This is a genomic window from Ramlibacter aurantiacus, assembly GCF_016722895.1.
Taxonomy (GTDB): Bacteria; Pseudomonadota; Gammaproteobacteria; order Burkholderiales; family Burkholderiaceae_C; genus Ramlibacter; species Ramlibacter aurantiacus.
Window position 1 is genome coordinate 111,122 of the sequence record NZ_JAEQNA010000004.1, and the last position, 12,270, is coordinate 123,391.

General features: G+C 69.6%; 11 protein-coding genes. 3 read left to right on the plus strand and 8 right to left on the minus strand.

The window, feature by feature from the left end; translation table 11 throughout:
• The first annotated feature begins 3 nt into the window (after positions 1–3).
• On the plus strand, positions 4–1,410 hold the full coding sequence (gene dacB / locus JI739_RS12470; protein WP_201684240.1) for a D-alanyl-D-alanine carboxypeptidase/D-alanyl-D-alanine endopeptidase: 1,407 nt from the start codon (positions 4–6) through the stop codon (positions 1,408–1,410).
• Between the two features lie 7 nt (positions 1,411–1,417).
• Here dacB and JI739_RS12475 read toward each other — a convergent pair whose 3' ends face one another.
• The 4 genes from JI739_RS12475 to purE form a co-directional block, all read right to left on the minus strand.
• Positions 1,418–2,380 carry an SGNH/GDSL hydrolase family protein gene (locus tag JI739_RS12475; protein WP_201684241.1) on the minus strand — a complete coding sequence of 321 codons (963 nt, stop codon included), beginning with the start codon at positions 2,378–2,380 and terminating at the stop codon, positions 1,418–1,420.
• Between the two features lie 69 nt (positions 2,381–2,449).
• Positions 2,450–3,442: an L-threonylcarbamoyladenylate synthase gene (locus tag JI739_RS12480; RefSeq protein WP_201684242.1), complete on the minus strand. Its 993-nt coding sequence runs from the start codon at positions 3,440–3,442 to the stop codon at positions 2,450–2,452.
• Positions 3,439–4,611, minus strand: coding sequence for a 5-(carboxyamino)imidazole ribonucleotide synthase (locus JI739_RS12485; RefSeq protein WP_201684243.1), 1,173 nt, complete (start codon positions 4,609–4,611; stop codon positions 3,439–3,441). Before JI739_RS12485 ends, JI739_RS12480 begins: the two co-directional genes overlap by 4 nt.
• Positions 4,608–5,102, minus strand: a complete 495-nt coding sequence (gene purE / locus JI739_RS12490) for a 5-(carboxyamino)imidazole ribonucleotide mutase (protein WP_201684244.1) — start codon at positions 5,100–5,102, stop codon at positions 4,608–4,610. The genes JI739_RS12485 and purE overlap by 4 nt, the downstream gene beginning before the upstream one ends.
• A 51-nt stretch (positions 5,103–5,153) precedes the next feature.
• Between purE and trxA the strand changes: the two genes are divergently transcribed.
• A complete protein-coding gene (gene trxA, locus JI739_RS12495; RefSeq protein ID WP_201684245.1) occupies positions 5,154–6,044 on the plus strand; it encodes a thioredoxin in 891 nt (296 codons plus the stop codon).
• 4 nt (positions 6,045–6,048) lie between these two features.
• Here the strand turns inward: trxA and JI739_RS12500 are convergent, their stop codons facing one another.
• The 3 genes from JI739_RS12500 to pyk form a co-directional block, all read right to left on the minus strand.
• Positions 6,049–6,957 (minus strand): phosphoribosylaminoimidazolesuccinocarboxamide synthase, encoded by a 909-nt coding sequence (locus JI739_RS12500; protein WP_201684246.1) that lies wholly within the window; start codon positions 6,955–6,957, stop codon positions 6,049–6,051.
• 64 nt (positions 6,958–7,021) lie between these two features.
• Positions 7,022–8,086: a class II fructose-bisphosphate aldolase gene (fba, locus tag JI739_RS12505; protein WP_201684247.1), complete on the minus strand. Its 1,065-nt coding sequence runs from the start codon at positions 8,084–8,086 to the stop codon at positions 7,022–7,024.
• Positions 8,087–8,226: 140 nt separating this feature from the next.
• Entirely contained in the window at positions 8,227–9,660 is a 1,434-nt protein-coding gene (gene pyk, locus JI739_RS12510; protein ID WP_201684248.1) for a pyruvate kinase, read from the minus strand.
• A gap of 308 nt (positions 9,661–9,968) precedes the next feature.
• Here pyk and JI739_RS12515 point away from each other — a divergent pair, with 308 nt between their 5' ends.
• Complete coding sequence (locus tag JI739_RS12515; protein ID WP_201684249.1) at positions 9,969–11,054, plus strand: fatty acid desaturase; 1,086 nt, start codon at positions 9,969–9,971, stop codon at positions 11,052–11,054.
• A 15-nt stretch (positions 11,055–11,069) separates the two neighbouring features.
• Here JI739_RS12515 and JI739_RS12520 read toward each other — a convergent pair whose 3' ends face one another.
• Entirely contained in the window at positions 11,070–12,263 is a 1,194-nt protein-coding gene (locus tag JI739_RS12520; RefSeq protein WP_201684250.1) for a phosphoglycerate kinase, read from the minus strand.
• Positions 12,264–12,270: the final 7 nt, after the last annotated feature.

A 12,270-nucleotide genomic window follows, 5' to 3' on the forward strand; every position in this document is an offset into this window, starting at 1 on the left:
CCCATGGCTGTTCCGCTCCGATTGCTGCGCCGGGCGTTGACCTGCGGCGCGCTGCTGCTGCCCGCGGCGCTGCTCGCGCAGGTCCTGCCGCCGGAGATCGAGACGGCGCTGACGCGCAGCCGGATTCCGGCCGACGCCGTGACGCTGCTGGTGGCCGATGTCGATCCCCGGCAGCCGGCCCGCCTGGCCCACCGGGCCGAGGTGCCGGTCAACCCGGCTTCCGTCGCCAAGCTTGTGACCACCTACGCCGGCCTGGACCTGCTGGGGCCGGCCTACAGCTGGACCACGCCGGTCTACGCCGACGGCGTGGTCCAGGAAGGCACCCTGCGCGGCAACCTGTACCTGCGGGGCCAGGGCGACCCGCGGCTGGTGATGGAACGCCTGTGGCTGTTGATGCGCCGCCTGCAGGGGCTGGGCATCCGGCGCATCGCGGGCGACATCGTGCTGGATCGCAGTGCCTTCGAGTTGCCGGCGCAGGACCCGGCCGCCTTCGACGGCGAGCCGCTGCGCCCCTACAACGCCGCGCCCGACGCGCTGCTGCTGAACTTCCGGTCGGTGGTCTTCCACTTCACGCCCGCATCCGGCGTGGCCACCGTGCAGATGGAACCCCCGTTGGCCGGCGTGCAGTGGCCGGTGCAGGTGCCCCTGGCCACGGGGCCTTGCGGCGACTGGCGAGCCGCCTTGAAGGCCGATTTCAGCGATCCCCAGCGGGTTCGATTCGCAGGCGGCTATCCGGTGGCCTGCGGTTCACGCAGCTGGCCGGTGGCCCCGCCCGATCCCGCCGGCCATGCCGCGCGCACGCTGGCCGGCATGTGGCTCGAGATGGGCGGCCGCCTCGACGGCACGGTCCGCGAAGGCCGCGTGCCCGAGGCGCTGTCGCCTCTGCTGGAGACCAGCTCGGCACCGCTGGCCGAGGTGGTGCGCGACATCAACAAGTTCAGCAACAACGTGATGGCCCAGCAGCTGTTCCTCACGCTGAGCCTGCAGCGGCGTGGCACCGGCACCTGGGCGGGCTCGCGCGAGGTGCTGCAGCAGTGGTGGCGCGAGCGGCTGCGCTCCGAGCCGCCGTCCTTCGGCAACGGATCGGGCCTGTCGCGCGAGGAACGCATCAGCGCCAGCCAGATCGCACGCCTGCTGCAGCACGCCTGGGCCTCGCCGCTGATGCCGGAGTTCGTGTCCTCGCTGCCCGTCTCGGGTATCGACGGCACCGCCCGGCGCACCGGCACGCGCTCGGCCGGGCAGGCGCACCTGAAGACCGGCAGCCTGCGCGACGTGACCGGCGTGGCCGGCTATGTGCATGGCGCGGACGGCCGCCGCTGGGTGGTCGTGGCCATCGCCAACCACCCGAACGCGGGCGCCTTCCGGCCGGTGATCGACGCGGTGGTGGAGTGGGCAGGGACCAGGCCCTAGCCTTCCCCTACCAGTAGCGGCGGATGGTGTCGTAGGCGAAGTCGCCAAAGAGGCGGTTGGCGGCGGGCGTGAGGTAGACGGCGTCGGCGAACAGCCAGCGCGCCGGATCGGCCGAAGGCTCCAGCGTGGCCGGCGTGCACAGGGCCGAGCTGACCTGGTTCTCGCCGATGCCGATGCCGGGGCCCGGGTCGACCGAGGTGCAGACCCGGCCGGCGACGTTGGTGATGCCGTAGGAGTCGGGCCTGTTGTAGATGCGGTTGACGTAGTCCTCCCGGTCCAGGTACAGCACGCTGCCACCTAGCCGGACCATGGACACTTTCAGGGACGAAATGAAGCGGCTGCTGTAGGCCCGCAGCAGCTCGCCCTGCCCGGTGGCACGGGCCCAGGGCGAGATCGACAGGTCATACGGCCCCGTCACCACGACGCGCCCGGCGCCGCGCTGCACCAGTGCGGCGACGGCCTCGCCGAGCTGGCGGGCGGCGGCATCGAGGTCGGCCAGCCCCTGCTCACGCGTCTGCTGGGACAGCTGGGTCTGGCGCGCCTCGGCGATCACGTCGCTGAAGCCGGCACTGATCACGACCAGGTCGCTCGGCAGCGGGGAGTAGGCCGCGATCTGCGAGACGATCGTCGGCGTGCCGGTGTTGCCGGCGGCGTCGGTGGCCGCGGCCACGCGTGCGTTGCCGATGGCGTAGCTGCTGCCACCGGCGTCACTGGAGGCCAGCGGCAGCCCGTATCGCGCCGCCAGCTGCCGGGTCCAGATGCCGATGCTGCCGTCGTTGATGGTGTAGCGCGGGCGGTTCTGGGCGGGATCGGCCGCGTCGGTCCGGCCGAGATCGGCCGAACCATCACCGAACACCACGATGCGCGCGGGCGTGAACTGCGAAACCACGTCGCCGCCGCCGCACGCGGCCAGCACCGCCGCGCTCAGGCTGGCGGCAAGCAGGGAGCGGCGCGAGCGTTGGAATGCCATTGAAGACTTCTCCGGAAGGGCAAGGAAGGGAAGTTGGGGGGAGTTGGCCGCGAGTGTAGCGAGGGCCCTTCAGGTGGCCGCTCGTCGAAGCCGGTCGTTGACGCCGGCCCACTCGGGCGTGTCGGGCGGCTGCTCGACCCAGATCAGCCGCACGCCCTGGGCATCGAACGCGCGCAGCACCGCGAACAGCTCGCGGGCCGCCGCCTCGGGCTGCGCCGGCATGGCACGCACCGACACCCGGGGAGAAGGCGGCCGTACCGGCGCCAGCGACCAGACCGCGATGCCGGAGGCCTGCGGCCCCAGCACGTCGAGCGCGTCTTGCAAGGCGCGGGCGTCCATCAGGCGCAACCGCGCCTGCGGCGCGTAATGCGAAGCCAGGGTGCCCGAGGCCCGGGGCGCGGCCTGGGCCAGTTCGTCGGGCAGCCACAGCCGTTCGCCGCAGGCCCGCGCGATCTGCGGTCCGGTGAGCACGCCCGGGCGCAGGAGTACGGGCACGCCGCGGGTGCAGTCGACGATGGCCGACTCGATGCCCACCGGGCAGGCGCCGCCGTCGAGCACCGCCAGCTCGGGCCCGAACTCGTCCTGCACATGCTGGGCCGTGGTCGGGCTGACGCGGCCGAAGCGGTTGGCACTGGGCCCGGCCAGGCCCCACACCGGCGGCTGGTTCGAGTGGCAGGCCTGCAGCAGGGACTGCGTGACCGGATGCGACGGGCAACGCAGGCCGATGCTGCCCTGGCCGCCGCTGGCGGCCTCGCCCATGCCTTCCCGCCGCGGCAGGATCAGCGTCAGCGGTCCGGGCCAGAAGGCCTGCATCAGGCGTTCGGCCACGGGCGGGATGTGGCGGGCGAAGCGGCTCGCATCGTCGGCGCTTGCCACGTGCACGATCAGCGGGTGGTCGGCCGGCCGGCCCTTGGCCTGGAAGATCGCGGCCACGGCGGCGTCGTTGCCGGCATCGGCGCCCAGGCCGTAGACCGTTTCGGTCGGAAAGGCGACCAGCTCGCCGACCGCGAGGCGGCGCGCAGCCTCGGCGATGGCGGCCGGGGATTGGCCGTCGAGGATCATGCGGAGACGAACGGCTGGATGCCCAGCACCTCGCAGGCCTTCAACGCACGCTCGCGCACGGCGGCAGCCGTGGGACCGGTGACGGTGAGGTGGCCCATCTTGCGGCCGACGCGGGCGTCGGTCTTGCCGTACAGGTGCAGGTGCATGCCCGGCAACGCCAGGATGCTCGTCCAGTCCGGCTCGGCTGGTGTGGATCCGCCCCGCCACAGGTCCCCCAGCAGGTTGAGCATGATGGCCGGGCTGTGCTGGCGCGGCACCGCCAGCGGCAGGCCGGCCAGCGTGCGCACCTGCAGCTCGAACTGCGAGACGTCGCAGGCATCGAGGCTCCAGTGGCCGCTGTTGTGGGGCCGCGGCGCCATCTCGTTGACCACCAGGGAACCGTCCTGCAGCACGAAGAACTCGACGCACAGCACGCCCACGTAGCCCAGCCCTTCGGCGATGGCCTGCGTGGATGCGACCGCCTGCGCGGCCGCGGCGTCCGGCAGCACGCCATCGAACACCTCGGTCACCGCCAGGATGCCGTCGCGATGCAGGTTGCGCTGCGGCGGCAGGTGGACCATCCGGCCGTCGGCGCCGCGCGCCACCACCACCGAGCATTCGGCCGCCAGCGGCAGCATCTGCTCGAGCACGCAGGGCACCCGCCCCAGGTCGTTCCAGGCCTGCACCAGGGCTTCGCGCGTGGCGACCCGCAGCTGCCCCTTGCCGTCGTATCCGAGGCGGGCGGTCTTGAGGATCCCGGGCAGCAGCGAGTCGGCCACCAGGGCCAGGTGTTCGTCGGTCTCGATCACCGCATGGGGCGCGCAGGCCACGCCGCAGCGGGTGAAATGGGCCTTCTCGCGGATGCGGTCCTGGGCGATGGCCACGGCCTCGCCGCCGGGGGCGACCGGACGATGCACCGCCAGCTGCTCCAGCGCGGCGGCCGGGACGTTCTCGAACTCGGTGGTGATGGCGTCGGCGATGCGCGCAAGCTCGGCCAGGTGGCGCGTCTCCAGGTACTCGCCGTGGAGGTGGTGATGGCTCACCCGTCCGGCCGGGCTCTGGGCGTCGGGATCGAGCACGGCCGTGAAGTAGCCCATGCGCTGGGCCGCGTGAACGAACATGCGGCCCAGCTGTCCACCGCCCATCACGCCCAGCGTGGCACCCGGAAGAAGGATGGCGGGCGGGTTCATGCGACGGGCGGCAAGGTGGTCTGGCGTGCCGCTTCGCTCTGCCGCTCGCGCCAGGCCCGCAGCCGCTCGCGCAGGACCGGGTTGCCGTTGGCCAGCATGGCGATCGCGAAGAGCGCGGCGTTCGCCGCGCCGGCGGTGCCGATGGCGAACGTGGCCACGGGAATGCCCTTGGGCATCTGCACGATGCTGTGCAGCGAATCGACGCCCTGCAGGTGGCGGCTGGCGACCGGCACGCCCAGCACCGGCACGGTGGTCTTGGCCGCGAGCATGCCGGGCAGGTGGGCTGCTCCGCCGGCCCCGGCGATGATGGCCTTGAGGCCGCGTGACTCGGCGGCTTGCGCATACGCGAACATGTCGTCGGGCATGCGGTGGGCCGACACCACGCGGGCTTCGTGGGGCACTTCGAATTCCTGGAGAATCGCCACTGCGTGCGAGAGCGTGTCCCAGTCACTGCCGGACCCCATCACGACGCCAACCTCTACCGTGCTCATGCCTGTGCCCAAAAGGTGTGAATTTTAAGTTGCCCACACAAGCCAAGCCGAATGATCGACGTCACCCTGGAAAACTTTGAAACCGAGGTCATCGCCGCCTCCATGGAGACCCCGGTGCTGGTCGACTTTTGGGCGCCCTGGTGCGGACCCTGCAAGGTGATCGGCCCGCTGCTGGAGAAGCTCGAAACCGCTTACGAAGGCCGGTTCAAGCTGGTGAAGATCGACTCCGACCAGGAGCAGCAGCTGGCCGCCGCCTTCGGCGTCCGCAGCATCCCCACCTGCATCCTGCTCAAGGGAGGCCAGCCGGTCGACGGCTTCATGGGCGCCCTGCCCGAAGGCCAGCTGCGCCAGTTCCTGGACAAGCACCTGCCGCCGGCCGCCGACGAGCCCGAAGCCGGGCCCGAACTCGAACCGGAACTGCCCGCCGGCAGCGACGCACAGCTCGAGAAGCTGCAGCAGTCGGTGGCCGTTGATCCGGCCAATGACGAGGCCCGGTTCGGGTACGTCCAGGCGCTTCTGCTAGCCGGCCGCCTCGAAGACGCCAAGCTCGCATTTGCGCCGGTGCTCGACAAGGTGGCGGTGGTGCGGCGCTTCGACTCGCTGCAGCGGGTGATGGAGGCCATGCACGCCGCCGAGGCGAGCGAGCACGGGCTGCCGGCGCTGGACGCCCGCATCGAAGCCAACCGCCGCGACTTCGATGCCCGCTTCGCACGCGCGCAATCGCTGATCGCCCAGCACCGCTGGACCGATGCCATGGACGAGCTGCTGGAGATCCTGATGCGCGACAAAGCCTGGAACGACGACGCCGCGCGCAAGACCTACATCGCCATCCTGGACCTGATCGAGCCTCCCAAGGCGAAGGTGGCCGATGGTCAGATTCCGCCCGACGATCCCACGGTGGCCACCTACCGGCGGCGCTTGTCGAGCGTGGTGCTGAGCTGACCCGTCAGCCCGTGAGGCGCTCCAGCGCTTCGCGGTACTTGGCGGCGGTGCGGTCGATCACGTCCTGCGGCAGCCGGGGCGCCGGCGGCGTCTTGTCCCAGGGCTTGCCATTGATACGCACCTGCTCCAGCCAGTCGCGCACGAATTGCTTGTCGAAACTGGGCGGGTTGTCGCCGCGGGCAGCGGCCTGCTCGTAGCCTTCGACCGGCCAGTAACGCGAGGAATCGGGCGTGAGAACTTCGTCCATCAGCACCACCTTGCCATCGGCGTCCAGGCCGAACTCGAACTTGGTGTCGGCGATGATCACGCCCTTTTGCAGTGCGATGGCCGCAGCCTCCTGGTACAGGCGCAGGCTCAGGTCGCGCAAAGTCGCCGCCAACTCGGGGCCGACCATCTCCACCGTGCGCTCGTAGCTGATGTTCTCGTCGTGCTCGCCGGCCTGGGCCTTGGCCGCCGGGGTGTAGATGGGGTGCGGCAGGCGCGCCGCATTGGTCAGGCCGGGCGGCAGCGGCACGCCGCAGACGGAGCCGCTTTGCTGGTACTCCTTCCAGCCGCTGCCGGCCAGATAGCCGCGCACCACGGCCTCGACCGGAATCGGCTTGAGCCGGCGCACCAGCATCGATCGGCCGACCACCTGCTGCACCTCGGCCGAATCGACCACGCTCTCGGGCAGCTCGCCCGTGAGGTGGTTGGGGCAGACATGGCCCAGCTTGCCGAACCAGAACAGCGACATGTGCGTGAGCAGCTCGCCCTTGCCCGGAATGGGCTCGCCCATGATCACGTCGAAGGCCGAGATCCGGTCGGTGGCCACCATCAGGATGCGGTCGTGGCCGACGGCGTAGTTGTCCCGGACCTTGCCGCGAGCCAGCAGCGGCAGGGAGTGGAGCGAAGAGGTGTGGAGGGCGGAGGTCATGGCAATGTCCGAAACGAAAACGGCCCGTCTGGGGCGACGGGCCGGGAAATCACATGGGGCGGGTTCAGTGAACGACTTGCGCCAGCTCGCCTTGCGAGTACTTGCGGGCCATCACCTGCAGACCCTGGCCCTTGATCTTGCCAGCCTGCCCTTCGCAACCGAACTCGAGGTAGCGCTGCTTGCAGACCAGCCGGGCCGCCTCGCGCGCCGGCTTCATCCACTCGCGCATGTCGAACTTCTCGGGGTTCTCGGCCAGGAACTTGCGCACCGCGCCGGTCATCGCCAGGCGGATGTCGGTGTCGATGTTGATCTTGCGCACCCCATGCTTGATGGCTTCCTGGATCTCCTCGACCGGCACGCCGTAGGTTTCCTTCATCTGCCCGCCGTGCTGGCGGATGATGGCCAGCAGTTCCTGCGGCACGCTGGAGCTGCCGTGCATCACCAGGTGGGTGTTGGGAATGCGGCGGTGGATTTCCTTGATGCGCCCGATCGCCAGGATGTCGCCGGTGGGCTTGCGGCTGAACTTGTAGGCGCCGTGGCTGGTGCCGATGGCGATGGCCAGCGCATCGACCTGGGTGCGCGCGATGAAGTCGGCGGCCTGCTCGGGGTCGGTGAGCAGCTGCTCGCGCGTCATGGTGGCGTCGGTGCCGTGGCCGTCTTCCTTGTCGCCGCGCATGGTTTCCAGCGAGCCCAGGCACCCCAGCTCACCCTCGACGGTGATGCCCATGGGGTGTGCCATGTCGACCACCTTGCGGGTGACTTCCACGTTGTAGTCGTAGCTGGCGATCGTCTTGCCATCGGCCTCCAGGCTGCCGTCCATCATCACCGACGTGAAGCCCAGGTCGACCGCGCCGCGGCACACATCGGGACTCTGGCCATGGTCCTGGTGCATCACCAGCGGGATGGTGGGATAGGCCTCGACAGCTGCCTGGATGAGATGCTTGATGAAGGATTCGCCCGCGTACTTGCGAGCGCCCGCGCTGGCCTGCAGGATGACCGGGGCACCGGTTTCCTTGGCCGCTTCCATCACGGCCTGGACCTGCTCGAGGTTGTTGACGTTGAAAGCCGGAATGCCATAGCCGTTCTCGGCGGCATGGTCCAGCAGTTCGCGCATGGAAACGAGGGGCATGGGTGGGGCTCGTAGGAAGTTGGAAAGCTGGGCGGTGCGAAAGACCCGCGGAGTCCGGGCAATTTTAACGATCGGACCCGCGGGCAGTCCCGGCCGTGGCTGGTGAATAGCCCGGACGGGCTATGCGGACGCCGGCACGCTCATTCGGCGATGCAGACCTTGAGCATGTTGGTGCCGCCGGGCGCCCCCATGGGTTCGCCGCAGGTGATGGCGTAGATGTCGCCCTTGCCGACGATGCCGCGCTTCTTGAGATGCGACTCGGCCTCTCGCAGTGCGGTGTCGCGATCGGCGCTCTGGTCCATCAGCAGGGGGCGCACGTTGCGGTACAGGGCCATGCGCCGCTGCGTCGACAACCGCGGGGTGAGCGCGTAGATGGGCACGTGGATGCGGTGCCGGCTCATCCACAGCGCGGTGGAACCGGAGTCGGTCAGGGCCACGATCGCCTTGCAGCCCAGGTGGTGCGCCGTGAAGAGCGCGCCCATGGCGATGGACTGGTCGATGCGCTGGAAGTCCATGCTCGTGAAGTCGGCGTCGAGGGTCACCTCCTCGGCCATCTCGGCTTCGGCGCAGATGTTGGCCATCTCGATCACGGTCTCGAGCGGATAGCGGCCGGCCGCGGTCTCGGCGCTGAGCATCACGGCGTCGGTGCCGTCGAGCACGGCGTTGGCCACGTCACTCACCTCGGCCCGGGTGGGCACCGGGTTGGTGATCATGGACTCCATCATCTGGGTGGCGGTGATCACCACCTTGTCCGCCTGGCGGGCCAGCCGGATCATGCGTTTTTGCAACGCGGGGACGGCGGCGTTGCCGACCTCCACCGCGAGGTCGCCGCGCGCGACCATGATGCCGTCGCTGGCCTTGAGGATGGACTCGAGGTTCGGGATGGCCTCGGCCCGCTCGATCTTGGCGATCAGGCCCGGCTTGTGCCGGTATTCGGAGGCAGCGACGTTGCACAACTGGCGCGCCATCTCCATGTCGGTCGCGGTCTTGGGAAAGCTCACCGCCACGTAGTCGGCCTGGAAGCTCATGGCGGTGCGGATGTCCTCCATGTCCTTGGCCGTGAGCGCCGGTGCCGACAGCCCGCCACCTTGCTTGTTGATGCCCTTGTTGTTGGACAGCTCGCCACCGAGCTTGACCGTGGTGCGGACCTCGTCGCCCTGCACCGCATCGACGGTGAGCACGATCAGCCCGTCGTTGAGCAGCAGCACGTCGCCCGAGCGCACGTCGCGCGGCAGCTCCTTGTAGTCGAGGCCGACGCCATGGACGTCGCCCGGCTCCTCGCGGGACGCGTCGAGCACGAAGGGGCGACCGGCTTCGAGCAGCACCTTGCCCTCGGCGAAACGGCCGACGCGGATCTTGGGGCCTTGCAGGTCGGCCATGATGGCCACCTCGCGCGCGGCGCGCTGCGACACCTCGCGAACCAGCCGGGCCCGGTCGATGTGGTCCTGGGCTTTTCCGTGGCTGAAATTCAGGCGCACGACGTTCACGCCCGCCCGGATCATCTCCTCGAGCAGCTGGGGATCGCTGGAGGCGGGCCCGAGGGTTGCGACGATCTTGGTGGCACGACGGGCCATGGACAGCTTCCTCTGAGACGACACAAAGCGCCCATTCTCACATCCCTCGCAAGCATCGGCGGCGCCGCCTCGCTCGCCGGGCACGGTAGACGGCATCCGGGTTTCGGAGCACCTGCCGCTCCGGCCCATCAGTACTAACTTGGATTCCGAACGAGCACCTCCACCGTACACCGCGCCATTCGCTCACCCGACCGTGGTGCAGCAAGGCGGGTTCTTCGCGCCCGGGGCTTGATCCATGTCATCGCCGAGCTTCCGGGGAGCTCATAGCATGTCCGTTGCGGGCGACCTGGCCCGCTGCCCTTGACCCCATGCGACCAGATTCCGATTCCCATCCCCTGCCACCCGAGGCGCCCCTTCCCCATCGCAAGATCCTTCGCCAGTGGCTGATCCCGCTGTCGCAGCGCGTGACGGCGCGTGCCATCGCGCTGCTGCTGCTGGACTGGGCTCTGCTGCTCGCGATGCTGGCGGGCGCGGTGCTGCTGCCCGCGGCCTGGGCCAAGCTGCTGTGCGGGCTGGGGGCCGGCTTCGTCATCGGCCGCCTGTTCATCATCGGCCACGATGCCTGCCACCAGAGCCTCACGCCCCATCGGCGCCTGAACAAGTGGATCGGCCGAATCGCCTTTCTGCCCTCACTCACGCCCTACAGCCTCTGGGATGCCGGACACAACGTGGTGCACCACGGCTTCACCAATCTCAAGGGCGTGGACTTCGTCTGGGCACCCGCCACGCGCGAGGAATACGAGTCCATGGGCGCGCTCGCGCGGCTGATGGACCGGATCTACCGCAGCGGCTGGGCGCCGGGCCTGTACTACATGCTGGAGATCTGGTGGAAGCGCATGTTCTTTCCGAGCCGGCGCCAGATGCCCACGCGCCGGGCGGCCTTTTACTGGGACAACGGGCTGGTCTCGGGCTTTGCGCTGCTGTGGGTCGGCGGCCTGTGGGCCGCGGCGGCTTCGGCAGGACAGTCCGTGGCCCTGGTGCTCGCCACCGGCGTCGGGGTGCCGTTCCTGTTCTGGTGCGCCATGATCGGCTTCGTCGTGTATGTGCACCACACGCACCCCGCGGTATCGTGGCACGCGGATCGCACGAGCTGGCAGCAGTCGCAGCCCTTCGTGTCGACCACCGTGCACCTCACCATGCCGTTCCGGATCGGGGCGCTGATGCACCACATCATGGAGCACACCGCGCACCACGTGGACATGAGCATTCCCCTGTACCACCTGGAGCAGGCGCAGACCACGTTGGAGCGCATGCTGCCCGGCCGCATCGTCGTGCAGCCGTTCTCCTGGCGCTGGTACTTCGACACGGCGCGTCGCTGCAAGCTCTATGACTTCGGCCGCCGCTGCTGGACCGACTACAGCGGACGGCCGACCAGCCGGGCGGCCGCCGCTTGAAGACGGCGCGGGGCCTCAGCCCTGCGCGCGCTTTTCCAGGATCTCGAACGCCGGCAGTTGCTTGCCCTCCAGCACCTCGAGGAAGGCGCCACCGCCGGTGGAGATGTAGCTCACGTCCTTCTCGATGTGGTACTTGGCGATGGCCGCCAGTGTGTCGCCGCCGCCGGCGATGCTGAAGGCGGACGACTGCGCGATGGCTCGGGCGATGGCCTCGGTGCCATGCGAGAACGCGTCGAACTCGAACACGCCCACCGGCCCGTTCCAGACGATGGTGCCGGCCGACTGTAGCTGCGCGGCCAGGCGCTGGGCGGTCTCGGGACCGATGTCCAGGATGAGGTCGTCTTCGGCCACGTCGCGAGCAGCCTTGACGGTGGCCTCGGCGTCGGCCGCGAAGCGCTTGGCGACCACCACGTCGGTGGGGATGGGCACCTCGGCGCCACGTGCCTTCATGGCCTCGATCACGGCACGCGCTTCGCCCACCAGGTCGGCCTCGGCCAGGGACTTGCCGATGGGCAGGCCTGCGGCCAGCAAGAAGGTGTTGGCGATGCCTCCACCCACGATGAGTTGGTCCACCTTGGCCGAGAGAGCCTTCAGGATGGTGAGCTTGGTCGACACCTTCGAGCCGGCGACGATGGCCGCCAGCGGACGGCGCGGGTTCGCCAGTGCCTGGCTGATGGCGTCGATCTCGGCTGCGAGCAGCGGTCCGGCGCAAGCAACCGGGGCGTACTGGGCAATGCCGTAGGTGGAAGCCTCGGCACGGTGCGCGGTGCCGAAGGCGTCGTGCACGAAGATGTCGCACAGCGCGGCCATCCTGCGGGCGAGCCCGGGATCGTTCTTCTTCTCGCCCTTGTTGAGGCGGCAGTTCTCGAGCAGCACCACCTGGCCGGGCTGCACCTCCACACCGTCGGCCCAGCCGGCCCGCAGCGGCACATCGCGCCCCAGCAGCTCCGACAGCCGCTGCGCGACGGGTGCCAACGAATCCTCGGGCTTGAATTCGCCTTCGGTGGGGCGGCCCAGGTGGGAGGTGACCATCACCGCCGCGCCGGCGTCGAGTGCCATGCGGATGCACGGGATGGACGCGCGGATGCGGGTGTCTTCGGTGATGCGGCCGGAGTCGTCCTGCGGCACGTTCAGGTCGGCGCGGATGAAGACGCGCCGACCCTGGGCGCGGCCCTGTGCGCAAAGATCGGAAAAGCGGAGGATGTTCATGGGTTCC